Below are 22,549 nucleotides of genomic sequence, written 5' to 3'. Positions count from 1 at the left end.
CGAGCCAGATATATCCCGGCCGAGAGCCTACTCGGACGCCTTCGCGGCGGCGTAATAGCGCAAGTTTCTGGCGCTGAAAACGCCGAACGCGGTGAAGTATCCGATCACGCCGATGCCCAGCAGTCGCGCGGTGCCACCGACATCGACGACCTGTGACATCTGGGCAGTCAGCAGCGTCGCGAGCAGACAGACAACGAGGATGACGGCGGCGTCCGTGAGAATCCCGTCGATCCCCTTGTCGTCGTGGTACTCCCGAAACGGGAACTGCCCGGTCACCAGCGTACCGAAAAAGACGATCGGGACGACGACCAGCGAGAGCCCGATCGCATCCGCCGTCGCCGGGGTGATACCGTAGGGAAGCGTCTGTGCGATCGCCGCATACGCGAGCGCTGCAGCGATCATCGCGACGATCGTGACGAGGAGTCCTTGGAGCCGGAAGATGTTCATGCCCGCGTCTGCTCGCCGAACCGTGATAAAATCCGCTATCCCCGCTGGCCGACGTGGTCGGTCCCAGCCCGTTTTCGATCACGGAAGTGTAACATTGTAACATAATTTACAACGTTACACGCCCGCTGCCCCACCGATCAGAGTCCTATTCTGACGAGAAGTGAGTCGGAGAACACGGACGCGACGCCATAGTGAGAACAGAACCCGTACGCCACGTCACTTCGTTCTCAGTCCGTCCGCTCGTCGAGGCGCGTCTCGACGTCCTGAACCAGCACTGTCAGTGCCTGCGCCCGCTTCCGTTCGGCTTCGGTCGAGTCCCGTGCGGCCGTCACTTCCTCGACGAGTTCGGCGTCCGGCGCAGTCGTCGAGAGCGTTAGAATCCGGTCACAGACATCGCCGGTCAGCTCGGGGACCCGATCGCTCACGCTCGCCCAGACGTCCTCGTTTTCCGGTGGCTCGGCCCGCGCTCTGGCGTCGGCCACGAGGTCGTCGATCAGCGCGTCGTAGGCGGCTCTGGTATCGAGTTCCATCTCAGGCGTCCTGCACCTGCTGGAGCACGTCCGGGGCGCTGGCGAGTGCGTCCTCCAGCTTGTCCGTGTCGGGACCGCCACCCTGTGCGAAGTCCGGCGGGCCACCGCCGCCCCCACCGACCTCGCTCGCGAGTTGGCTGACCACCTCTCCGGCGTTGACCGCGACGTCGTCGGGGACTGCGACGACGAACTGTGCGCCGTCCGCGCTACTGCCGAGCACCGCGACCTTCCCTTCCTCGACGATGGCGTTCGCCGTTGCACGGAGCTCGTCGACATCGCCGTCGAGGCGCTGGACGACGGCAGTCACGTCGCCGACCTCGAACTCCGAGGCGTCCGCACCGCCGCCAGCTCGCACTTCCGCGAGCTCTTCCTGGAGGTCCTCGATGCGCTTGCCGCGCTCTTTCCACTCCGTAAAGAAGCGGTCGGCGGTCTCGGGCACCTCGGTCGGCGTCACGTCGAGAATCTCGGCGGCCTCGTAGAGGGCGTCTTCGGTCTTCTGGGTGCCCTCTATCGCGGCCTGTCCGGCCGAGAACACGAGTCGCTCGACGCCGTCCTGGACGCGTTCTGCCGACCGGATCTTGATCGTGCCGATCTCGCCGGTGCGACTGACGTGCGTGCCACCGCAGGCCTGCACGTCGTCTTCGACGTGGATCAGGCGAATCTGCTCGCCCGGCGGGATGCCGCCCTGATAGAGATCGAAACCGTACTCGGCCTCCGCGTCGTTGCGGTGGGGCCACTCCTGTGTGATCTGGTGGTTGCCCATCACGAGGTCGTTGGCGACGCGCTCGATCTCTTTGACGTCTTCGCGGGTGATCCGCTCGTAGTGACGCATATCGATCCGCGAGGAGTCGACGCCCTTCTGCGCGCCAGCCTGTCGGATGTGCTCGCCGAGGACACGCCGAGCGCTGTGGATGACGAGGTGGGTCGCCGTATGGTTTCGCATGAGCTGTCGTCGACGGTCACCGTCCAGCTGGCCACGCACCATCGAACCCCGGTCAAGCGGCTCATCGGTGTGGTGGCGAATGACGCCGTTCTCGCTCTGGGTGTCCGTGACGGTCACCGTCGCGTCGTCGGTCGAGAGCGTCCCGACGTCGCCGGGCTGGCCACCGCCCTCGGGGTAGAACATCGTCTGGTCGAGCACGATATCGTAGCCCTCCTCGCGCTCGAAGACGTCGAGGACGACCGCCTCGAACTCGGTTCCCTGCTGGTCGTCGTAGTAGAGCTTCTCGGTTTCTGGCAGGTCCTCAAAGCGGTCGTCGATCCCCTCTGCCGCCAGCCCGCTCGCGCTCGCGTCGTCGTGGCGCTCGGCGACGAGACTGTAGAAGTCATCGGGCACAGCGACGCTTGCGCCCTTCTCGACGGCGATCTCCTCGACCATATCGGGCTGGATGCCATGGGAGTCGTAGAGTTCGATCAGCTCCTCTGTCGGGATCGCTTCGCCACGCTCGCTGTACTCCTCGGCGAGCTGTTCGACCCGTCGGGAGCCGCGTTCGAGCGTCTCGCGGTACTTCTCGACCTCGCTCCGGACCACGTCGCGGATCGTATCGCGGTTCTCGTAGCCCAGCCGCTCGGCCTGCATGTCGACGAGTTCGTCGAGCGGGGCGTCGACGCCGACGCTGTCGACTAGCCGTTTCGTCCGCCGAAGTACCATCCGCGCCAGATAGCCCGTCCCGACGTTCGAGGGAACGATCTCGTCACCGAGCATGTACGCAAGTGTCCGACAGTGGTCTGCGATGGCGTAGATATCTTCCAGCGGTTCGAGCAAGGCCTCTAGCTCCTCGACGTCGACGCCGACCTGTTCGGCGATCTCCCCGCGGGCCGCTTCGAGATCCTCGGCCTCGTCGATGTCCATCTTCCCGGCGAGCTTCGAGGCCTCGTGGACGACCTGTGCCTCCTCGTCGGTGTGGTCGATCCCCGCGTTCTCTTTCAGGAACTCGATCGTCTCGGGATAGACGGCCTCGTAGACGGTCGGCGTGCCCTGACTGACCCAGGTCCACCGTTCGAGCCCGTAACCCGTGTCGACGACGTAGGTATCCATCTCGGAGTAGCGGTTGCCGTCTTTCATCTCGTACTCGCCGTCGGGATCCTGCTCGAGCGACATGAAGACGAGCGTCGCGAGTTCGACGCCCCGGTAGATGACTTCGATGGCGGGACCGGCGTTGCCGCCCCCGACCCACGGATCCTCGATGTAGATTACCTCGTCCAGATCGACGCCAACCGCCTCGAAGAGGCCGTCACAGTACTCGACGGTCTCGTCTTTCCAGTAGACCTCGCCGTGGTAGGCGTACTCGTCCTCGTCGACCTCGTCTTTCGTGTTGAACGCGTGATGGGCCATCATCTCGAAGGCCATCGTGTGTCGGCCCGTCTTCCCCACGTTGTCGATGTCTTGCATGCGAATACACGGCTGGCTGATGCACAGTGGGTTCGCAGGCGGCGGCGTCTGTCCGCTCGTGACCAGCGGCTGGAAGTCGTAGATCGACGCCTGAGTGAGCAAGACGTCGTCGCGCCAGCGGTTCGCGGCGACCGGATACGGCTCAATCCGACCGTGGCCCTGCTCCTCGAAGTAGGTGAGGAACTGCTCGCGCATCTCGGTCAGGCTGAACTCCTCGTCGAAGCCGGTGTCGTCCATGAAGGAGTACTCCCCACACGGCGGCTCTCCGCACGTCTCCCGATCGTGATCACGAGTCCAGAAGTGCGCACCACACTCCGGACACTCCTTGCGGACGAAATCCTCCTCCTCAAAATACTCGAGGCGGTACGCCTCCTCCAGTTGACTCATTACTCGCACGTGGCTTCGCGGAGAGTAAAACAGTTCCGCACCGGCGCTGACCGGCGTGACGGCGTCGTCGAGTGGAATTCGATTGGCAATGGCAGTCAGCCACAGATCAATCGGCGATCCGCCACGTCCCATCGTCCCGCTCGACACCGGGGAGTTCGACGAGCCGCGGTTCGATGCAGTCCCACCACGTGTTGTCGCCGGCGTACCCCGCGCGGTGTGCTGGGTAAACGTCCTCGCGGAACGCCTCTGCGTCGACCGGTTCGCGCTCGCGCAGGTACTCGTAAGCCGCTCGGACGGCGTCACGTCGCCACTCGCGCATCAGCTCGCTTGCCCCCGGGAACGACAACTCGTCCAGCGCGTCCTCGATCGCCTCGCTATCGTCAACCACGAGGTTGACAGAGCCCCCGGCGAGTCGTTCTTCGGGGAGGTACCATAGCTCGACAGTAAGCGCGTCGAGCTCCTCGCTCGTGAGTCGCTGCTCGGGGTCGTCACGGCCGCGTACCGCTTTGTGACACAGCGCCTCGCGCTCGACCAGCGCCGAGAGGGTCGCCCGGACAGTTTCGACATCCAGCCCGACTTCTTCGGCGACGCCCTCGGCTGTTTGCGGCGTTGCATCCTCGAACGCCGCGAGTACCTGGTCGGCGTGGTCGAGCGCCGTCTCCTCGCCCTCGGTCGGCATACGCGCCCGTTTTGGGGCCGCGCTCATGGACCTTCGGGTTCCCGACGCAAGCCGAAAGACAGGTTTCGGTCCCGACCCACTCTCCAGCTATGCTCACCATCTGTTCGGACACACACAGCCTGGATGGCCACGCACTGACAGGTCGGACCCTCGAAGCGGTCCGCGAGGCTGACCAGGTGATCCACGCCGGAGATTTCACGTCGACGAGCGCCCTCGACGCGTTTCAGGACGAGGCCAAACGGCTCGACGCGGTCCACGGGAACGCCGACCGGATGGCCGTTCGGGACCGGCTCCCGACCGCCCGAATCGTCGAGTACGAGGGTATCAGATTCGCCGTCACGCATCGCAAGCGTGGCGGGGCGACCGCGCTCTCGCTGTTCGGTCGCCAGCGCGAGGCCGACGTCGTCGTCTCGGGTCATTCCCACCAGCCCTCGGTCGTCGACGCGGACGGGCTCACGCTACTCAATCCGGGAAGTCACGCCGACCCGCGGGGGAATCGGCCGGGTCATGCCGAACTGGAACCAGCTGCTGGTGGATTGGATGGGCGGCTCTGCCAGCCGGATGGAACCGTCTTCGAGGAGTTCAGAATCGAGCCGTAGCGTCAGCGAGGACCACTCAGGTGAGACCAGCGCGGCCCGCACGTCACAGCGGGCCAGCGGCGACGGCGGGCCGCGAGGTGGAGGGCTGCGGGCAGCGGAGATGGGCGGCCACAGCCGCTTGTTGCTGTCAGGGTCAGGTAGACGGCCGTACGGAGAGCCGGTCGGCAGCTACGTCCAGTATCGGACGCAACGATGTATACGAGTACAGGGGAAAAATAGCCACCGTAGACTCAAATGACAGTTTCACCTATTGATCCGGACGTACCAGAGCACGAACCAGGCAGCCATGACGGTCGCCCCACCCGCGAAGAAGAGCGCACCCGGCGGTAGGCCAGAGATACCGATCAGGCCGAAGTCGTCCTCGACGAACGGGATGTCGAACCCATCGTCTTCTGCTGTCGTCGGCTCGGCATCATCGTCTTCCTCCACGTCCTCAGTGGGCGCATCGTCGCCGTCCGGGGCGTCTTCCTCCTCCGTTGCGATGTCAAACTCCTCCTCTTCCGGGGGAGCCTCCTCGTCTTCCGGTGGTTGCTCGTCGTCCTCGGCGGTCGCAGGAGCGCCGTCGTCCGCGCCGCCCAGAATCCCTTCTCCCGCGAGCGCCTGCACGAACAGGCTTCCGGCCGCGAGCGCGCCGATCCCGCCGACAAGTCGTTTGAGCGCGGCACGCAGGCCGGTCTCTTTTGATTCGTCGCCCGCGAAGACGACCAGCGGCTGGTCGGTCGGGCCGTAGACGTTCATCTCCCGACCCTTCTCGGAGTAGGCGGTGTCGATCACCCGGACCACGTTTGCATCCTCCAGTTTGCCGAGGTGGTACTGTGCGTTCTGCAGGGAGGTATCCACGCGATTGGCCAGCTCCGAGGGCGTTCCGGGATCCTCGTGCAGGGCGGTCAGCAGCTGCCGCGCGGTGTTCGCCGAGAGGGCGGCGAGCACGTCGTCGGCTTCGTCGCTGTCGATCCCGACTACTCTGGGGGCTCCGTCGTCGGCCGCGGAGGTGTCGGGGAAGGAGGGCAGTAGATCGGCCATACTACCGATTCGACGGTCTAGCGGCATGAATTTTCTGCACGCTACAGTGTGCCGAAACGCATTAGTTCGGCCCGGATGAACTCGGTAGTATGCTTACAGACCCATTCTTCCTCGGCCTCATCGGCATCTTCGTTGGCCTGTTTCTGTTCTTTTTCCTGCTCATTCGCCGGACAGTGATGTCGTTTAAAGAGGGCGTCGACGAGTCACAGCGCTGAGGCGCGCTACTGTTTTCCGACTGTCGCCGCTACCGTCTCGACGGCATCGACAGCCTGCTCGATATCCTCACGGTCGATGTCAAGATGCGTACAGAACCGGACTGTCGACTCGCCGAACTCGCTCGCCAGCACGCCGTGATCTTCGAGCGCGTCACAGAAGGCCGCGGTACCCAGTCCCAGCCCGCTCGTCTCGGCGAGCACGATGTTTGTTTCGGGCTCCTGCACAGCGAGTCCCTCGACTGTCGCCAGTCCCCCTGCGAGCAAGTCAGCGTGCTCGTGATCGACCTCCAGCCGGTGTCGGTTCGCCAGCGCCTCTAGCCCCGGCGCGGCGATGATCCCCGCCTGACGCATCCCGCCACCGAACAGCTTTCGCACGCGTCGGGCCTCGGCGATGAACGACTCGCTCCCGGCGAGCATCGAACCCACTGGCGCGCCCAGCCCCTTCGAGAGACAGAACATGACCGAATCGACCTCCCGGGTGAGCCGCTCGGCCGGGACGTCGTGGGCGGTCGCGGCGTTGAACAGGCGCGCGCCGTCGAGGTGGACCGGAACCTCCAGTTCGTGGGCTGCATCCGCGGCGGCGTCGATCCGCCCCGGAGCGATGGCGATCCCACCCCTGCTATTGTGGGTGTTTTCGAGCGTCAGCAAGCCGGTACCGGGGCGGTGCAGGTCCTCCGCGACGTGGCCCGCCCGGATCGCGTCGGGCGAGGGAATCCCCCGATCACCACCGTCGAGGGGGCGTGTCTGTACCTGTGCGTGCTGGGCCAGCCCGCCCAGTTCCCACTTGTAGACGTGACTCTCCTGCTCGACGAGCACTTCCTGTCCGCGCTGGGTGTGGACGCGCACGGCGATCTGGTTACCCATCGTCCCGCTGGGCACGAACAGCGCCGCCTCGAAGTCCGTGATCTCGGCCGCCCGACGCTCTAGCTCGGCGACCGTTGGGTCCTCTTCGTAGACGTCGTCGCCGACATCGGCATCTGCCGCGGTGGCGCGCATCGACTCGTCGGGTGTCGTCACCGTATCGCTGCGGAGATCGATCATACCTGCACTGGGTCGCCGAAAACGTAAACGGTTTTTCACCTGCCCCGCGAGTTCGGTGTATGGACCCGCGAATCCGCGAGCACGCAGAGATCATCGCACATCACTCCGTCGACCTGGAGGCTGGCGACGACGTCGTCATCACCGCGCCGCCGGTCGCCGAAGACCTGGTCGTTGCGCTCCACGAGGTCATCGGCGACGTGGGCGCAAATCCGATCAGCCTCTCCAGCGACGACCGCGCCCAGCGTGCGTATCTCCGCGCGAGTGAGGAAGACGACTTCGAGACGCCCGCGCATACGGAAGCGCTGATCGAGGAGACGGACGTCTACATCGCCATCCGGGCAAACGAAAACGTCACCGAGACCAGCGATGTCGATGCCGAGATCAACGCCGCCTACCGCCGCGCACAGAAGCCGATCACCGCAGAGCGGCTCTCGAAGCGCTGGTGTCTCACGCAGTTCCCCGCGCCCGCGAACGCCCAGCTCGCCGAACTCTCCACCGAGGGCTACGAGAACTTCGTCTGGGACGCCGTCAACAAGGACTGGGACGAACAGCGCGAGTTCCAGGCCAACATGGTCGAGATTCTCGACCCCGCCGACGAGGTCCGGATCAAAAGCGGCGACACCACCGACGTCACGATGTCGGTCGCGGGCAACCCCGTGCTCAACGATTACGGCGAAAAGAATCTCCCCGGCGGCGAGGTCTTTACCGCGCCGGTCCCCGACAGCGTCGAGGGCGAGGTGCTGTTCGACAAGCCGCTCTACCATCAGGGCCGCGAGGTCACCGGCGTCTACCTCGAATTCGAGGACGGAAAGGTCGTCGACCACGCCGCCGAGAAGAACGAAGAGGTCCTGACCGAAGTGCTCGAAACGGACGAAGGAGCGCGTCGGCTCGGCGAACTCGGGATCGGGATGAACCGCGAGATCGACCAGTTCACCTACAACATGCTGTTCGACGAGAAGATGGGCGATACCGTCCACATGGCGGTCGGACGCGCCTACGAGGATACCGTCGGCGAGGACAACGAACAGAACGACAGCGCGGTCCACGTCGATATGATCGTCGACATGAGCGAGAACTCGAAGATCGAAGTGGACGGAGAAGTGGTGCAAAAAGACGGCCAGTTTATCTTCGAGGAGTAGGACCGCGAGCGTAGCGAGCGGCTTTTTGGCCGAGATTTTTTCGCGAGCGGTGCGCTTGCGCATCCCGAGCGAAAAAAGGTCGGAGCGAGAACTCGAAGATCGAAGTGGACGGAGAAGTGGTGCAAAAAGACGGGCAGTTCATCTTCGAGGAGTAGGACCGCGAGCGTAGCGAGCGGCTTTTTGGCCGAGATTTTTTCGCGAGCGGTGCGCTTGCGCATCCCGAGCGAAAAAAGGTCGGAGCGAGAACTCGAAGATCGAAGTGGACGGAGAAGTGGTGCAAAAAGACGGCCAGTTTATCTTCGAGGAGTAGGACTGCGGCGTTCTGTCCGGAAGTTGCCGGGTGATCGTCAGGCTGTTTTTCCGTACGTGACATCCTCCTCGCCATGAACGGCGGGGTTCTCTCACTATAAGAAGATAGCTGGCAATTGACCTGCAACTAACTGGTGCAAACGAATGACCGTCACGCAACGGATATCGAGACAGGGAGACACTGATGCAAGCAGAACGCAAGTTTGGAGAGACGGTAGTCGTACCGGATGGGGGTGCAAGCTCGGTCGCCTGCCTCCGGGCGCTCGGCGAGCACGGGATCCGGACGATCGGGATCTCGGAATCGGAGCAGGCACCCGCACTCGCTTCGAAGTACTGTACAGAGCGTCGGATCGTCCCGGATCCGAAAGAAGACAGGGCCGGTTTCCGGGACGAACTGCTCGATCTTGCAGCACGTGCAGACGTCAGAGCGATCGCGCCGATGCGCGAGGTGGACGTGTTCACGTTGGCACGGTATCGGTCCGATTTCACCGACCATCTGCTACCGACCTGGCCCGACTTAGAGACGCTTCGGGAGATCCATGATCGGACACGGCTGGTCGAGATCGCGGCAGACGCTGGCGTGGCGACGCCGGAGACGTACCTGCTCGGTGACGTCGACGACTGGGAGCGACAGCAGGTCGTCAAGCCGCGGTTCGCGCTGCTGGCCGAGGAGTACAACGAAACGATGCCACCGGACCGGCTCGGCAGTCCGGGCTCGGCGGAACTCCTCCAGCCGGGTGTCGAGCCCGATCGAGAACAACTTCGCAACCAGATGGGTCACGAACCGATCGTTCAGGAGTACGTCCCGGGCTCGGAGTATGCGCTCTGGGCGCTGTACGACGACGGCGAAGCCGTAGCGACCTGCGGAAAACACCAGTTGCGAGCCTACAAGTACAGCGGCGGGACGAGCATCGCCCGAGAGACGACGTCGATCCCCGCACTGGAGCGTGCTGGTCGGGCAGTGCTCGACGCGCTGGAGTACGACGGTCCCGCGTCGGTCCAGTTCGTCAGGGACGAGCGGACTGGCGAGTTCACGCTGCTGGAGGTGAACCCCCGATTCTGGCTCTCACTGTCCTGTCCGGTCGTCGCCGGACTCGACTTTCCGCAGCTGTTCTGGCAGCTTGCCGGGGGAGAGACGGTCAACAGCGTGCCCTCGTACGAGGACGGCGTCGCAACGCATCTCCTTCGCGGCGAGGCAGTTCATCTCCACAGCGTGCTCCGTGACGAGTTTCCGCTGGTCGATCCACCGCCGTTCACCGAAGCCCTCCGAGAAGTCGCCGTGTCGGTCTACGAGGAGCCGAACTTCGATTATCTCAGTCTCACCGATCCGGGGCCGTTCCTCAGGGATGCAAAAAGCGTTGTTCCACTGTTGGAGTGACGGCGATTATTATCGCGGACCCGATTTCGGTCATCGGGCTGCCGATTTCGAACGAGGACTCATCTGAGATCGAGCTCACTGACGAGGACCGTGTCGAGTACGACGAACAGACCTATCTGACGATCGCCGACCGGGTGCTCGATCTCGACGGGATCGAGGATCGTATCGAGACACTCGAAGCGATGCTGAGGGAGGTAGTTGACGAGGCCGAGGCTGCTTCGGAGGCAGACCTCCGTGCGACAGTCGCAGCTGCGCTGGATATCGACGACGAGCGATTGCCCTGAGACCTACCTACCCCTGAGTCGTGCCCCGTCTCCTCGATTCACAGTTACCCGGAAACGGATTCGAGGAAATCAAGCCACTGCTTGTGGTCGTTGACGTTGACCGCTCGGGATCGCTCGCCGTACCGACGACCACGCAGGCTATCGAGCGCGTTCAGCGCGCGGTCAATCCCGACGATGGTATCGGCGAGTTCCTTGCCCTCCTCGTAGCTCATTTCTTCGGTCTCCAGCCGCCCGACCAGTTCCTTGCGCTCGGCTTTCAGGGCCCGCTTGGTCTCCAGCACCAGCTCCTTTGCGTCCTCGGGAATCCCCTCCACGCGGCGCGTTTCGATGAGGAACTCCTGGAGGTCGAGTTCTTCCCCGTTGACCGTGATCGTGTCGGGCGTCTTCGCACCGATCGTCGAACTCTGTCTGTTGATCCGCTTGAGTAGTCGCTCGCGTTTCGACTCGTCCATACGCGGCCATTACCACGAGCGGTCAAAAGGGTTCGGCGCGTCCCCGGTTCGTGAGAAGTCCCTAGACGAACCCTCGTACGTCGAACTCGTGTCCCTGTTCAGAGAGGTCGAGCCACTCGTTCGGTGTTTCGGGCGGTCCCCGGAGCCGAACCTGACGTGTTCCCCCTCGCTTTCTGACCTCGATCATCCCTTCCGAGAGGTGTTTGAGTTTCGTGACGTCGCTGTTCGAAGTAACGTTCGTACACACGGGGAAGAGCTGGAGTCCGGTCTTCGACCCGCCTTCGAGCATCACCTGATGGGCGAACCGCATGAGAGTGGACGAGTCAGTGGCAAGCAGTGGCGTCGTTAACGTGTCGAACAGTAGATGGATGGTATCGTACTCGACGGCGAGTGATTCGTAGCCGCGCCGAAGTGCGAGCATCGCCCCGCCGAAATCGACTGGCGAGCTCGTCTTCCAGACGTTCCGCTCTGGCTCTGCGTGTCGGCGATCCTTCGGTGTTCCGTCGACGACTGCCAGTCCGGCTGTCGACGTGAACGCGGCCGAGCGATCGAACCGGCGCCGGATGCCCTCAGCCGTGTCCTCGGTCGTGACGACGACTGCCGCCTCGTCGTCGTCGACGGCGCTCCAGAGCAGCTCCTGATGGAGCGACCCGATCGTTTCGGTACACGTGCCAGTAACGAGTACACTGGCGTCCTCGGGGAATTCCGTCCTGATTTCGTCGATATCTTTGACTCTGGACACGCCGACACCTGCGCTTCGAATACATAGTCACAACTGGGTGAAATAAAGATTGTGGGTGCTTCCCATAGCGATGGTGTCGGTGAGAGACCGTGTTTATCGCCGTTGCCCAGCAGCGTCCGTCATTGCAAACTCGACGAGCCGATCGGCGTACGATTCGAACGGTGGTGCCTCGACCCCGGTCCCCGAGAGCGCCCTGCGCGTGTTCGGGCAGGCGTACCGGGTCGGGTGGTCGAAATAATCGAGTGCTGCCGGTTCGACATTGATCCCGTACCTCTGGAGCAAACCCGATACCGTTCGAGCGACTGGCTTTGTCGTCGGGAGCATAACCGTACGGTGACCCGCCGTAGCGGCTATCGTGTCGATGAACGCCGGAACCGGGAGTGGAGCGGGATCACAGAGCTGGTAGACCTCGCCGACCGAGCCGTTTTGCGTTCGAATCTCCGCGATGGCGTCGACGACGAAATCACGCGGCACGACGTTTAGCTCGGCGTTTTCCGATCCCAGTACTGTGAACAACAGTGATCCCCATTTCGGCTGAGCCAGTAGCAGCGAAAGCAGATAGTACGGACCGTCGTATTTGTCCGTCTCTCCGGTCTCGCTGTCGCCGACGACGATCGATGGCCGATAGATCGTCCCCGGAAACCCCCCCTCCATACGTTCCTGCACCGCGACTTCGGCACGATACTTCGACTCCTCGTAGTGGTTGTTGAACTCCTGGCCTTCCTGCAGATGCTCTTCGGTAAACACGCCGTCGTATCGACCACTTACGTAGCAAGTACTGACGTAGTGGAACTGGTCTACGTCGATTGCCTCGGCAACATCGAGGACGTGCCGGGTGCCCTGGACGTTCACCTGATCGGCGAGTTCGGCGTCGACAGCGAGATCGTAGACTGCGGCGAGGTGATACAGTTCCTCGACGTGCTCGAACGTCTCACCGGGGTCGTCGATCCCAAGCCGCGTCTCCGTGATGTCTCCCTCGAATAGCCGGATCGAGTCGTCTTCGTCGACGTTCGCTGTGAGTTCGTCCACACGTCGCTGTGCGCGGTCGCGGTATCTCGGCTCCACAATACAGGCGATCGGACCATCACCCCGCTCCAGCAGACGTTCTACCAGCGCCGACCCCAGAAAGCCCGGAAATCCCGTGAGAAGCACTCGGGAGTCGGTCATGACAACCACCGTCGAATCCGGGTCTGTACCCGAAGGGCCCCCGACGAGAGCCGGATGAACCACCGTCCGGGGAGCGACGCTGGCCGTTCCATCGGCCCGAACGCCGAGGTGGCGATCGTACGCGATTCGACATACTGGAGAAGGCCGACCTCGCCGTGGCGACGGCCGAGCCCGGAGTCACCGAATCCACCCATCGGCGCGTCCATCGACGCCCAGCCCACGGTGAAGGGGTCATTGACACAGACGGTCCCGCAGTCGATCTGCCGGGCAACGGCCCGCCCGCGCTTCGTGTCGCGGGTGTAGACACTCGCGTTCAGCCCGTACTCGGAGTCGTTGGCACGGCTGACTGCTTCCTCGACGCCCGAAACGGGGTACACGGACACCACTGGGCCGAACGTCTCCTCGCAGGCGACCTGTGAGTCCGGCTCGACGCCTTCGAGGATCGTCGGTTCGTAACAGAACGGCCCGACGTCCGGACGATGCCGACCGCCGGTGAGCACCGACGCGCCGTCCTCGACTGCACCGTCGACGTGCTCGCGAACCCGGTCAAGCTGTCGCTCGTCGATCAGCGACCCCACATCGCCCTGGTAGCCCACTCCGACGCCCAGCGTGAGTTCGCGCGTCTTACCGACGAATGCATCGAGGAACTCGTCGTAGACCGTCTCGTCGACGTAGATCCGTTCAGGGGCGAGACAGAGCTGGCCAGCGTTCGTAAACGCCCCTTTTACCGCGCCGCGGGCTGCTGTCTCGACGTCGGCGTCGTCGAGGACGAGCATGGGGTTCTTGCCGCCGAGTTCCAGCGAGCAGTCGATCAGGTTCTTGCCTGCTCGTTCGGCGACGACCCGCCCCGTCTCGGTGCCGCCGGTGAAGGCGACGTAGTCGACCCGGTCAATGAGTGCGGGGCCGACAACGCTTCCCTCACCGGTAACGACCGAGAAGACGTCTTCGGGCAGTCCCGCAGCTTCGAGCAGCTCGGCCAACAAGAGCGTGGCAAAGGGGGTCCGTTCGTCTGGTTTACAGACCACGGCGTTCCCAGTGAGCAGGGCGGGTAACACATCGGCCATCGACAACGTCATCGGATAGTTCCACGGGCTAATCACGCCGACGACGCCAACCGGTTCGTAGGTCTCGACAGCGCTGGTCAGGAACGGTGCAGGGCCCGTCCGATTGCGGTCGTCGAGCAGTCCTGGACCGTCTTTGCCGTAGTAGCCAGCGGTGTTGACGACATCGAGCACCTCCTCGAAGGCGTGTTCGCGCGCTTTTGCCGTCTCGATCTGGATCGCATCGAGCAACTCCTCGCGGAGATCCAGTACGAGGTCCGCGAACCGAAAGAGAACCGCTGCTCGCTCTCGGGGAGTACGCTCCGCCCACGCGACCTGTGCGCTCCGTGCGCGCTCGACCGCGACGTCGACATCGGCCGCCTCACAGGCAGGAACTACACCGACGCGCTCGTCGGTCGCTGGCGTTCTGACGTCGATGGAGGATCGCTCTCCGACCGTTCGGACTCGCTCGGCGAGGTCGTCAAGACGATCGTGAGTGAGCGTCGAATCGGCGAGCACTGCTGACGGCGTGAACGATGACATATCAGTACCGTCGTACTGCAGGACCTACTGTCTTGTCCGCACGGAGGATCGGGCGGATCCGTTCGACCCTCTCAGTCGTCGGCAGGGGACGGACTGGCGTCGAGGCTGTCGTCTTCGGCGTAGGGGTACCAGGTCCGCTTGGTGTTGTGCATATACGGGTCCTCGTAGCTCGTCTCCTCGGGCTCGACGAGGTCATCGAGCGTCTCGTCGTCGAGCCGGGCGATGTAATCGCGGAACGTCTCATCACCGTTGCGCTCGTCCTCGAACGTGGCCAGGAGGTTCTCGATGGCACCGGGCACCTCGTCGGCCGGGACGCGCTCGGCGACCCACTGGGCGAACTGCGGATTCTCGCCGAGGCCGCCGCCGAGGCCAATGTCGAGCGCCTCGACCGGCTCGCCGTCCTTGCGCGTTTTCATGCCACGCAGCGAGACGTCGGCGATCTGCGGCTGGGCACACGAGGCCGTACAGCCCGAGAGGTGGATGTGGAAGTCCTCGACGCCCTCGGGAAGCTCGACGTTCTCCTTGAGCCAGCGGGCGTACCGGACCTGCCGGTTCTTCGTCTCGACGATCGAGAGCGAGCAGAACTCCGTTCCCGTGCAGGCGACCGAGCCGCGCATGAACGGATGCGGATCGGGCGAGTAGTCCTCGAGCAGGTCCTCTCCGAGCAGGGCGTCGAGGTCGTCCTCGGAAACGTCGGTGATGATGACGTTCTGTCGCTGGGAGATCCGGACCTCGCCGGAGCCGTACTCCTCGGCGAGGCGGGCGAGTTCGTGGGTATCGTCCGCACCCATCCGGCCGACGAGTACGTTGAGGCCGACGTAGTAGTTGCCGTCGCGTTGCTCGTGGACGCCGATCAGGTCGCCGTGTTCGTTGCCACCCGCGTTGTAGGTGTACTGCTCGCGGAGATCAGTCCCTGCGGTTTCGAGCTCGAAGTCCACGAAGTCGTCCTGAAGGACGCGACGGAACTTCTCAGGGCCCCACTCGTCCATCAGGAACTTGATGCGGGCGTTGTAGCGGTTCTCGCGGTCGCCGTGTTCGCGGAAGAGGGCGGAGATACCCGCGGCGACGTCCGCGGCGTTCTCGGGGCGGGTAAAGACATCCAGCTCACGGGCAAGTCGGGGTTCATTCCGCGAGAGGCCGCCGCCGACGCGGACGTTGAACCCACGGACTTCCTCCCCGTCGATCTCCTTGAACGCCGGTTCGAGGGCGAGGTCGTTGATATCGCCCTGTCCGGAGCCGTCGGACGCGCCGGTGACTGACACCTTCCACTTGCGTGGGAGATTCGAGTGGTCGTCGTTACCCTTGAACCGCTCGTTGAGCTCCATGATGACTGGCAGCGCGTCGACGAACTCCGGCGCTTTCCCGGCCATCGGGTTGCCGACGATGTTGCGCCAGGAGTCACCACAGGCCTGCTGGGTCGAGAGGCCGACTGATTCGAGTTTCTCGAAGACGTCCGGAATATCCTCGAGCCGGATCCAGTGGAGCTGGATCGACTGGCGCGTCGTCCAGTCGACGTAGGCGTTCCCGAACTCCGGGTTCGACGCCGGCCCGGTCGCGTACTCGTTTGCGACTTCGGCGACGACCTCGGTCTGGCCCGGTTCGAGCACGCCGTTTGGCGTCCCGATCCGCATCATGAAGTAGCTCTCCTGGCCTGCGCGCTGGTGGTAGAGACCCCACCATTTGAAGCGCTCGAACCACTCGTCGTGTTCCTCCTCCGGGATCGACTCCCAGCCCTCCTCGGCGAACTCCATCAGGTGCTCCCTGATCTCGTTGCCGTAGATCTCGTCTTTCCACTTCTCGACGTCAGTTGGCATATACGCGCCATACGAACCCCTTTCATATACCACACCGCCTCGCGTCAGTTCTCCCCACATCTACAGTGTAGCGGAAATCTTTGCCTGACACGAGACCACATGCCACGAACCGGGACTTCGTCGTGATCAGTACCGGCCGGAGAGTCGGTGTTCTCCTGCGATGGGGTTCTCGACGGGTTCGAGCAGTGACTGAACCTGACCGGGGTCATACGCGTAGAACTCCCCGTCGATGATCCGACCGACCGGCAGCGTGTCTATCGACCCTTCAGTACCGCAGTCAATACACTGCCCGACGACGCCTGCGACGATCCGATGGTCGTCAACCCCGACATCGTAGAACGCTTCCAGCAACAGATGTGCGACTTCGCACTCACAAAAGTCGTGTCGAGCGATGGGCCAGATCTGGCTCACACCGACGGCCCGCGAGTCGTTGACGCTGATCCAGGCCCCGTCGTCGAGCGTCCGCACGGAGACTACCATAGCTGTTCACAGACGCTCCGGGACCCTTAGCGACTCGTCGATAACAATGCTTACCGGAGCTGTGACGATAAAAACACGACGAAAACGACGTACAGCGGTGTATCTGACGCTATACTGGGCGTCAGAGATGCCGGAAATGTATACTGGTAATCTGGAGTTCGGGTAGGGATTGTTGCTGAGCGCCCTTTTAAGCGGATACCCGTACAACAATCGAATGATGACAGACGAGTCGGATATCGACCGGGTACCGGCCAGCCAACATACATCAGCAGATGTCGCACCCGAACTCTACGAGTCGGATGCACTGGAGGTGAGCTCATGACTAACACGACGATGACGGAGCCGGACGAGGACGACACACAGCAGGACGACCATCTCGCAGATATCGAAGAAGGGGCAGGCTGCACCGAAATTTGGGAGCACCTCTCCGAGCAGCGCGAAGAGTCGTGAGTCCGCGCACGCTCCTGACCCTCGGGAGAGTGGAAGGTTTTTCTATGCTGCCACTGCTATGGAACGATAATGACTGCTGACTGGTCGGAAGACCAGAGTGACGATCCATACGAGCGCACGCGGGGGGCGCAGACTCCACCCGCGGACCGTGAGGAACCGGTCGGAGATCCAGTCGTCCGTGGCGACGAGCGCGTTACTGGTGAGCACGCCGACGAGGCGGTCCAGTTCGATCCCGACGACCCCGAGAGTCTCGAACGTGCTGCGGAAACCGTCGCCGCGTTCGCGGAGAACACGGCAGGTGCCCCCGACAACGTCTACATGCTCCGTGGTGCGGCAGCGTGTGCAGCCCTCGTCAGAGGCGAGGGGTCGTACAAGGTCGCCGCCGAACGCGCAGGTGGCGAGGCGACGGTTGCGTTCATCCGCAAGTGGGCACGGGTCCACGACCTTCCCCAGTCGATCCGCCGTCACGTCGCGATGGGACATATCGCGCCGACCGCCGCGAAGCACATCGCCCGCGTCAGCGGGACCGCCCGGTTCGACCTCGCATGGGCCGCGCTCGACAACGATCTCACCGTCAGGGAGATTCGGACGCTCGCAAGCGAGATTAACGACGGGAGCAGTGCCGAAGAGGCCCTCGACGCACACGGGATTCACCTCGGCGAGATATCGCTCCGGCTCCCACCCCATGTCTACCGCGAACTTCGCCGACGTGCTGCAAACGAGGGTGTGTCTCCCGATCAGCTCGTTTATCGCGCACTCGATACCGAGTTTCGGGATCACTGACCGTCGCGCATCATAAGGGTTTAATTGTCCCTTCCCCAATCGAGTGGTGTTGGGCCGGTAGCTCAGTTAGGGAGAGCGTCTGGCTTTTAACCAGACGGTCGAGGGTTCAACTCCCTCCCGGCCCGTACAACGAACCGTCGAGTGACAACGAGGCGGAGAGTGAACCGGTAGGAAGGAGTTGAACCCTGCCAGTCGCGCGCAACGTAGTGAGCACGTCTCCACTCGGTTCAACTCCGTCCCGGCCCGCTTCTGCGACGTCGTCGCGAATGGCGTGAGCGACGGCGTGAAGCGCTGGACACTGCAGTGAACAACCGTGACGAGCGGCCCGTGTGCGATGGTGTTGAATCATACGAGACGAAGGGAGTCTAGTATCAGCTTCAACCTTTCTCCGGCACAGAACTCCCGGACTCGTCGGGCTGTCCCACCTGAACGACAGGTTACAGTGCGATCATCGAACAGAGTCGCGCCGGTCCAGATGGTGCTCGAAAATTGCGAACGGCCACCCATCGCAACTCGAAAAAGACAGCAGAACGCGGCTACTCCTTGCGCGGCAGGTACGCCATCCCGACCAGCAGGAACGCGGTCAGTCCGGAGAGAATCGTCGCAACCGTCAGGCCGTCCGTCCGCTCCTCGAAGTACGCGATTTCGTCGGCCTGTTCGTTGTAGGACTCGTGGTCAGACGTCAACTGTAATCGATCACCAGCGGTAAAGTGTGCGATGTAGGTCTGGTCTTCGGATAGCTGTGCGACCTCAAGACCTTCACGGAGCGTGAGATCGTCGGTCGCTTCTTCGGTCCACTCGATCCGGACTTCGTCCTCCGTCACTTCGGCAACGGTAGCGTCGTGTTCATCGTACTCGATAGCGTCACCTTCGGCGAACGTCTGGCGGTCGAGCGGCTCGTACTCGTCGATCGGAACGAACTCCTCTTCGCCGTCTTCCTCGACGCGGATCACACGATCGTCACCTTCGCCGCGGACATCGAGGTCGTCGCCGGGCTCCTCACGGAGCGTGAACTCGGAGGGATCGGTCTCGTTCGGAATGAGAACCTCGTAATCCGACTCCTGATACTCTATTACGTCTCCATGTTCCCAGCTCTCTTCTTCGTCAACGGTGATGTTCCACTCCAGTGTCCCAGTCGGGACACCGTCGTCACGCGTCACTTCCGTGAGCGTGTAGGTCACGCCCTCGGCCTCGAACTGATCACCCTCCTCGACGTCATACTCGGGGTCTTCAAGCGTTATTTCAGGACTTTCGGCTGTCACTGCGAGCCCGTAAGCTCCGACCGCGATGACGAGGAAGAGCGCGACGTATCCGGCCGCTGCTCGTCGTTGCATATGTGCCAGGTGGAACGCGTACCGTATAACGATTACTTTTCCGCGAACGGTCTACACTGGTGTCGTCCCCCCACCAGCGGGTGTTTCAGGATGGGACCCGGTGTAGCAAAGGTTCTTTATCTCTCAGTGACATACCCTAGCATGCCAGCGCTCGCTGGGATGCCATATCAATACGTGTATCCTCGCGTTCGGCAACCGTGATGTGGCATCGGGCGTAATACGCGAATCCTCGCGGGCGGGCACGTCCCGCCGTCCCGTTTCTGGATCGACCGCGACGATGCCTCCGAACGACGGTTCTGGGACAGGGCTGGCGGGGCCGCTGATCAGATAACGGAGATCACAGTGCCAACAACTGATACACGCACACTGTGTGGTCCTGATCCGCAGCCAGCACGTCGCACTCCTGCAGCGGACTACTTCGCAAAGAGCGCTCGTTCCCCGAGTACGGCCCCCGCAAGAAGGACAAATGGGAACGCCATCGTCACCGGTAGTGCAAGAATAAACAGGTGGACAAGAGCGGTGTCAGCAGGATGCAGTACACCCTGATAGCTATTGATGGCCACCCAGATCGACAGTCCAGCGCAGAACCCGATCATGGCGGCTATCATACCCTCATGCATCGGCTTCAATCCGATAGAGCTCGTGTACCCGGCCACGGCACCGCTGATTCCACCGGCAGCGATCCCGACACTGGAAACCACTGCCAACATCGTGTACGGGTCGGCCAGTCGGGCACCAGCGAGCAACAACGGGGCGGCTACCGTTATCCCACCAACGGTACTCCCCAGCGCTATCGCCCGCCCGTCAATCTGGTCGGAGTCCATTTATCTCATTCAGATATATCTTAGTTCAATTGCTTATGAGTTTCGTTGTATGCGGCCTGCCGACAGTGACTCCAGCGCGCTCTCGTCGGAGCTGGAGATGCCACGCGGGCGGGTCCAGTCGTGGGACACTGGCTCGAACGACGATCTGCGAGAAGCGGATGGCCAAGAAGTGCCGGTTCTCGCTGGAGCGTGCTGGCACGATGCGAGGTTTCAGAACGGGACGCCAGTCGAGATCAAAAGCACGATGCGCGAGCACTCGGAGGGCCAGCCGGGGAACTTCGAGGTCTACAAGCAGTATCACGAGAAGCTCAGGCGAGCAGACGGCTGGTACTGTTTCGTCGTCTACCGGCCCCACGGTCGAAGCGGCTGCACCGTCCTCGACGACAGGATGGTCCGGGCGGGAGATCTTCCGCTGCTACGGTGGCATGGGGGCGGTGATCATCGCGGGACCGAGCAGGCGAAAATATCGATCAGCGACATTTTCTAACTTACAACACGTCTTGCGGTCGCTTTGCCCCGTGTTCAAGAAGTTCGCTATCGAACGTGATCAGCGTCGCGTCGACGGCGTCCGCAGCTGCCACAAGAAGTGCATCCAATGGATACAGTAGCGTCTCGGACTGGAGACGGTTTGCATCCATCACGTCGGACGAGTCAAGAAACGAGATGGTAGCACGGGAGGTGATCCGGTTTTCGATCTGCTCAATTCGATCCCGCTCGAACTGTTTTTTCTTCGTCAGTACGCTCCGGAGTTCCATGAGGCTCAGAACGGATACAAAAACATCATTGGACTCGTCAAGTAGTTCGATTGCCTGCTCGGTTCGATCAGTGTCGTCAGTGACGGCTGCAACGAGAATGTTCGTATCGAGGAAGAGCCTCATAGCCGCTCGCGGACATCTCGAACTGCCTCAACAGAGTCAGTCTCAACATCAACAGCCAGCTCGCTCAGTGCCGTTCCGAGTGGGACATCGGTATCGTCCTCTGGATCCTCCGCAAGGAACTCGGCGAAATCGTCGGTGGTAAGACTCATACGTACTGCTTGCTCTGGGATCTGCAAAAGCTTGGTGGTGAGACCGACACCCGCGGTCTCCGGGGAGTGGATCGCTTCGATCGTGTCCGGCTGGTTCACGATCGTGGTGCTTCGGGCGACCGTCCGAAACGATCACCGCTGGAGAGCCACCGATGAACCGGAGTAAGCGAGGAACCACTTCGGCACGATCTGCGAGAAGCGAATGGCGAAGAAACGCCGGTTCTCGCTGGAGCGAGCTGGCACGATGCGAGGTTTCAGAACGGGACGCCCTTCGAGATCAAGAACACGATGCGAGAGCATTCGGATGGCCAGCCGGTTAACTTCAAGGTGTATCGGGAATACCACGAGAAGCTCCGGCGAGCGGACGGGTGGTACTGTTTTGTGGTGTATCGGCCCCACGGTCGAAGCGGCTGCACTGTCCTCGACGACAGGATGGTACGTGCGGGCGGTCTCCCGCTGCACCTGTGGCACGGAGGCGGTGATCACCGTGGGACTAAACAGAGTAAGATCGCAATTGACGACATCTTCTAACTACTTGCCTTGTGGGATGAATTCAGTAACGCCAAGAGAACTTTACTGAGTAGAGAGACTCGGTAATCGTTTCACTTTGGCCTTCAATTTTGATCGTGGAATCGCTTCTCGATCTGCTTTCTCATGGCAATTTGGACAGAGGACTATGAGGTTTTCAGGTTCGTTCGGTCCTCCCTCTCGACGCGGCTTAATATGGTGTACATGTGGGTGGTCAAAACTCTCTTCACACCATTCACACTTCTGGCCTGCTCTATCAAAGATCAGCCTGTTCTTCAGTTTCTCTGGCGTTGGTGGTGTCTTTTCGGGCTTATCCGTTTCTTCTGAAGATGTTAAGTCGTCGTCAACAGTTATCAAAAATTCCAGTGCGTCCGACCAGCCATGCTTCTTGTACAGCAACCCAGCCCACGCAAAAATAGCTACACCGATGATCGCCGAGACAACGCCACTTAAGAACACGACTGAAGTGGGTGCGAACCCTGCACTGCGCATCACAAATACACCAGCCACTATGAGGACTAAAGCAAGACCTCCTGCCGGCAGATTATTTTCCTCCTCTGAGCCGAAACCACCACTGTCGAGTTCACCTCCCAAAGTACTCTCTGTTCCAGTGGCTGTACTTCCTACAATCGTAGGTCCAGAAACTGGTGCGGCATCACCGTTTGCCATTTCCTCAAATAATCCCTCGGCTTCAGAATATGAACCGACCTCTCTAACAGGTACTGCATCAAGCCTCGGATTATCCATCATTCCCTGTTTGTAATCGGGGGTCAGGATCTTCATTCGGAGGTCTTTCTGATATGTGATCTCATAGAGTCCGTCTTCCCGTTTTTCGAGACGCCAATCATTTTCCCGACGGACGACACCCATATAACTACGTCATATACCTCACATACAAATAACTAGTTGAAAATTCTACACGCACCTGTACAATTTGGTTCG

General features: G+C 62.0%; 24 protein-coding genes, 1 tRNA gene and 2 pseudogenes. 10 read left to right on the top strand and 17 right to left on the bottom strand.

Translation table 11 applies throughout. The features are described 5' to 3' along the window. Positions 1–27: 27 nt before the first annotated feature. The 4 genes from AArcS_RS01750 to AArcS_RS01735 form a co-directional block, all read right to left on the bottom strand. Positions 28–447 (bottom strand): hypothetical protein, encoded by a 420-nt coding sequence (locus AArcS_RS01750; protein WP_238478706.1) that lies wholly within the window; start codon positions 445–447, stop codon positions 28–30. 227 nt (positions 448–674) lie between these two features. Continuing rightward, entirely contained in the window at positions 675–977 is a 303-nt protein-coding gene (locus AArcS_RS01745; protein ID WP_238478705.1) for a hypothetical protein, read from the bottom strand. A gap of 1 nt (position 978) precedes the next feature. Then, on the bottom strand, positions 979–3,756 hold the full coding sequence (gene alaS, locus AArcS_RS01740; RefSeq protein WP_238478704.1) for an alanine--tRNA ligase: 2,778 nt from the start codon (positions 3,754–3,756) through the stop codon (positions 979–981). A 106-nt stretch (positions 3,757–3,862) separates the two neighbouring features. Next, positions 3,863–4,435 carry a hypothetical protein gene (locus tag AArcS_RS01735; protein ID WP_238478703.1) on the bottom strand — a complete coding sequence of 191 codons (573 nt, stop codon included), beginning with the start codon at positions 4,433–4,435 and terminating at the stop codon, positions 3,863–3,865. Between the two features lie 89 nt (positions 4,436–4,524). Between AArcS_RS01735 and AArcS_RS01730 the strand changes: the two genes are divergently transcribed. Beyond that, positions 4,525–5,034: a metallophosphoesterase gene (locus AArcS_RS01730; RefSeq protein ID WP_238478702.1), complete on the top strand. Its 510-nt coding sequence runs from the start codon at positions 4,525–4,527 to the stop codon at positions 5,032–5,034. 243 nt (positions 5,035–5,277) lie between these two features. On the opposite strand, the gene AArcS_RS01725 is transcribed toward AArcS_RS01730, so the two are convergent. Continuing rightward, positions 5,278–6,057 (bottom strand): ArsR/SmtB family transcription factor, encoded by a 780-nt coding sequence (locus tag AArcS_RS01725; protein ID WP_238478701.1) that lies wholly within the window; start codon positions 6,055–6,057, stop codon positions 5,278–5,280. An 89-nt stretch (positions 6,058–6,146) separates the two neighbouring features. Here AArcS_RS01725 and AArcS_RS15830 point away from each other — a divergent pair, with 89 nt between their 5' ends. Next, the gene (locus AArcS_RS15830; RefSeq protein ID WP_259372673.1) at positions 6,147–6,272 is read left to right on the top strand and encodes a DUF7859 family protein; all 126 of its coding nucleotides are present in this window, start codon (positions 6,147–6,149) and stop codon (positions 6,270–6,272) included. Positions 6,273–6,278: 6 nt separating this feature from the next. On the opposite strand, the gene AArcS_RS01720 is transcribed toward AArcS_RS15830, so the two are convergent. Continuing rightward, a complete protein-coding gene (locus AArcS_RS01720; protein ID WP_238478700.1) occupies positions 6,279–7,313 on the bottom strand; it encodes a threonine aldolase family protein in 1,035 nt (344 codons plus the stop codon). 59 nt (positions 7,314–7,372) lie between these two features. Here AArcS_RS01720 and AArcS_RS01715 point away from each other — a divergent pair, with 59 nt between their 5' ends. The 3 genes from AArcS_RS01715 (at position 7,373) to AArcS_RS01705 (ending at position 10,423) form a co-directional block, all read left to right on the top strand. Next, on the top strand, positions 7,373–8,452 hold the full coding sequence (locus tag AArcS_RS01715; RefSeq protein ID WP_238478699.1) for an aminopeptidase: 1,080 nt from the start codon (positions 7,373–7,375) through the stop codon (positions 8,450–8,452). Between the two features lie 493 nt (positions 8,453–8,945). Further along, positions 8,946–10,139, top strand: coding sequence for a carboxylate--amine ligase (locus tag AArcS_RS01710; protein ID WP_238478698.1), 1,194 nt, complete (start codon positions 8,946–8,948; stop codon positions 10,137–10,139). Then, on the top strand, positions 10,136–10,423 hold the full coding sequence (locus AArcS_RS01705; RefSeq protein WP_238478697.1) for a hypothetical protein: 288 nt from the start codon (positions 10,136–10,138) through the stop codon (positions 10,421–10,423). Before AArcS_RS01710 ends, AArcS_RS01705 begins: the two co-directional genes overlap by 4 nt. 44 nt (positions 10,424–10,467) lie before the next feature. On the opposite strand, the gene AArcS_RS01700 is transcribed toward AArcS_RS01705, so the two are convergent. From AArcS_RS01700 to AArcS_RS01675, 6 genes are all read right to left on the bottom strand, one after another. Then, the gene (locus AArcS_RS01700; RefSeq protein ID WP_238478696.1) at positions 10,468–10,875 is read right to left on the bottom strand and encodes a DUF5788 family protein; all 408 of its coding nucleotides are present in this window, start codon (positions 10,873–10,875) and stop codon (positions 10,468–10,470) included. A gap of 61 nt (positions 10,876–10,936) precedes the next feature. Next, positions 10,937–11,617 carry a DUF7504 family protein gene (locus AArcS_RS01695; protein WP_238478695.1) on the bottom strand — a complete coding sequence of 227 codons (681 nt, stop codon included), beginning with the start codon at positions 11,615–11,617 and terminating at the stop codon, positions 10,937–10,939. Positions 11,618–11,710: 93 nt separating this feature from the next. Further along, positions 11,711–12,793 carry an SDR family oxidoreductase gene (locus AArcS_RS01690; RefSeq protein ID WP_375139626.1) on the bottom strand — a complete coding sequence of 361 codons (1,083 nt, stop codon included), beginning with the start codon at positions 12,791–12,793 and terminating at the stop codon, positions 11,711–11,713. After that, complete coding sequence (locus AArcS_RS01685; RefSeq protein ID WP_238478693.1) at positions 12,781–14,367, bottom strand: succinic semialdehyde dehydrogenase; 1,587 nt, start codon at positions 14,365–14,367, stop codon at positions 12,781–12,783. The genes AArcS_RS01690 and AArcS_RS01685 overlap by 13 nt, the downstream gene beginning before the upstream one ends. Before the next feature lie 71 nt (positions 14,368–14,438). Next, complete coding sequence (locus AArcS_RS01680) at positions 14,439–16,181, bottom strand: nitrite/sulfite reductase (protein WP_238478692.1); 1,743 nt, start codon at positions 16,179–16,181, stop codon at positions 14,439–14,441. Positions 16,182–16,307: 126 nt separating this feature from the next. Beyond that, positions 16,308–16,661: a DUF8134 family protein gene (locus AArcS_RS01675; RefSeq protein WP_238478691.1), complete on the bottom strand. Its 354-nt coding sequence runs from the start codon at positions 16,659–16,661 to the stop codon at positions 16,308–16,310. 318 nt (positions 16,662–16,979) lie between these two features. On the opposite strand from AArcS_RS01675, the gene AArcS_RS15825 reads away from it, so the two are divergent. The 3 genes from AArcS_RS15825 (at position 16,980) to AArcS_RS01665 (ending at position 18,019) form a co-directional block, all read left to right on the top strand. Next, the gene (locus AArcS_RS15825) at positions 16,980–17,111 is read left to right on the top strand and encodes a DUF8595 family protein (protein ID WP_259372672.1); all 132 of its coding nucleotides are present in this window, start codon (positions 16,980–16,982) and stop codon (positions 17,109–17,111) included. 69 nt (positions 17,112–17,180) lie between these two features. After that, on the top strand, positions 17,181–17,894 hold the full coding sequence (locus AArcS_RS01670; RefSeq protein WP_238478690.1) for a DUF7119 family protein: 714 nt from the start codon (positions 17,181–17,183) through the stop codon (positions 17,892–17,894). Positions 17,895–17,945: 51 nt separating this feature from the next. After that, positions 17,946–18,019 (top strand) — tRNA-Lys (locus tag AArcS_RS01665). Positions 18,020–18,430: 411 nt separating this feature from the next. On the opposite strand, the gene AArcS_RS01660 is transcribed toward AArcS_RS01665, so the two are convergent. Both AArcS_RS01660 and AArcS_RS01655 read right to left on the bottom strand, forming a co-directional pair. Then, the gene (locus AArcS_RS01660; RefSeq protein WP_238478689.1) at positions 18,431–19,228 is read right to left on the bottom strand and encodes a DUF8231 family protein; all 798 of its coding nucleotides are present in this window, start codon (positions 19,226–19,228) and stop codon (positions 18,431–18,433) included. 413 nt (positions 19,229–19,641) lie between these two features. Then, entirely contained in the window at positions 19,642–20,052 is a 411-nt protein-coding gene (locus AArcS_RS01655) for a hypothetical protein (protein WP_238478688.1), read from the bottom strand. 158 nt (positions 20,053–20,210) lie between these two features. On the opposite strand from AArcS_RS01655, the pseudogene AArcS_RS01650 reads away from it, so the two are divergent. Beyond that, positions 20,211–20,539: pseudogene (locus AArcS_RS01650) on the top strand (PD-(D/E)XK family putative nuclease). Position 20,540: 1 nt separating this feature from the next. Here the strand turns inward: AArcS_RS01650 and AArcS_RS01645 are convergent. Together AArcS_RS01645 and AArcS_RS01640 are read right to left on the bottom strand one after the other, a co-directional pair. Then, positions 20,541–20,930 (bottom strand): PIN domain-containing protein, encoded by a 390-nt coding sequence (locus AArcS_RS01645; protein ID WP_238478686.1) that lies wholly within the window; start codon positions 20,928–20,930, stop codon positions 20,541–20,543. Continuing rightward, positions 20,927–21,079: a hypothetical protein gene (locus AArcS_RS01640; RefSeq protein ID WP_238478685.1), complete on the bottom strand. Its 153-nt coding sequence runs from the start codon at positions 21,077–21,079 to the stop codon at positions 20,927–20,929. Before AArcS_RS01640 ends, AArcS_RS01645 begins: the two co-directional genes overlap by 4 nt. A gap of 152 nt (positions 21,080–21,231) precedes the next feature. On the opposite strand from AArcS_RS01640, the pseudogene AArcS_RS15890 reads away from it, so the two are divergent. Continuing rightward, positions 21,232–21,610: pseudogene (locus AArcS_RS15890) on the top strand (PD-(D/E)XK family putative nuclease). A 42-nt stretch (positions 21,611–21,652) separates the two neighbouring features. Here AArcS_RS15890 and AArcS_RS01635 read toward each other — a convergent pair. Further along, positions 21,653–22,477 carry an HNH endonuclease gene (locus AArcS_RS01635; RefSeq protein WP_238478684.1) on the bottom strand — a complete coding sequence of 275 codons (825 nt, stop codon included), beginning with the start codon at positions 22,475–22,477 and terminating at the stop codon, positions 21,653–21,655. Positions 22,478–22,549: the final 72 nt, after the last annotated feature.

The sequence above is a fragment of the Natranaeroarchaeum sulfidigenes genome (assembly GCF_017094485.1).
In the GTDB taxonomy this organism is placed as follows: Archaea; Halobacteriota; Halobacteria; order Halobacteriales; family Natronoarchaeaceae; genus Natranaeroarchaeum; species Natranaeroarchaeum sulfidigenes.
This window is presented reverse-complemented; position numbering and strand designations above follow the sequence as displayed.